The sequence below is a fragment of the Salinimicrobium oceani genome (assembly GCF_012037645.1).
Genome location: NZ_JAAVJR010000418.1, coordinates 1 through 509, shown reverse-complemented (window position 1 = coordinate 509; position 509 = coordinate 1). Strand labels below are relative to the sequence as shown.

Below are 509 nucleotides of genomic sequence, written 5' to 3'. Positions count from 1 at the left end.
AACTTTCCTCCTGCACTTATTTGTTTCATCTGTAGTGGATTGTAAGGCATTTCGTTCCTATTTAAAATTTAAAATTTCCAAAGCCGAACCTTTGCAAAGGTATTGGTGTCTGCTCATCTTGGCGAAATGAAAAATGTGGAATTCCTGCACCAAATTTCCACAACTTTATGGGGCAAATAAGTTTGGTACAGGATTTCTTCATGAGTTTACTATACGGCTTTCTTTAGTTCCAAAAGGAGGGGAGCTACTTTTCCCGACTTTGTTGAAGCCTTTCTAAAGCCCAGAAAAATGATCGTGCTGCCCAAAAGCAGCCAAATATACCAGGCATTCAGTACCAGGTCAAAATATCCAAGCCTGCCTTCGGCATAGCTTAGAAGCAGTAATACCTGCGCTCCATATGGAAGAATTCCCTGTATTATACAGGCGAAAATGTCCAGGACCGAAGCTGCTTTTTCCTTTTCCAGCTTCAGGCGTTCCTTAATTTCCTTTGCGATACTTCCTGTTACAAT

At 41.1% G+C, this 509-nt stretch carries 1 pseudogene; it reads right to left on the bottom strand.

The window, feature by feature from the left end:
- Positions 1–209: 209 nt before the first annotated feature.
- Positions 210–509, bottom strand: a pseudogene (locus tag HC175_RS17495) (hypothetical protein); the annotation flags it as partial.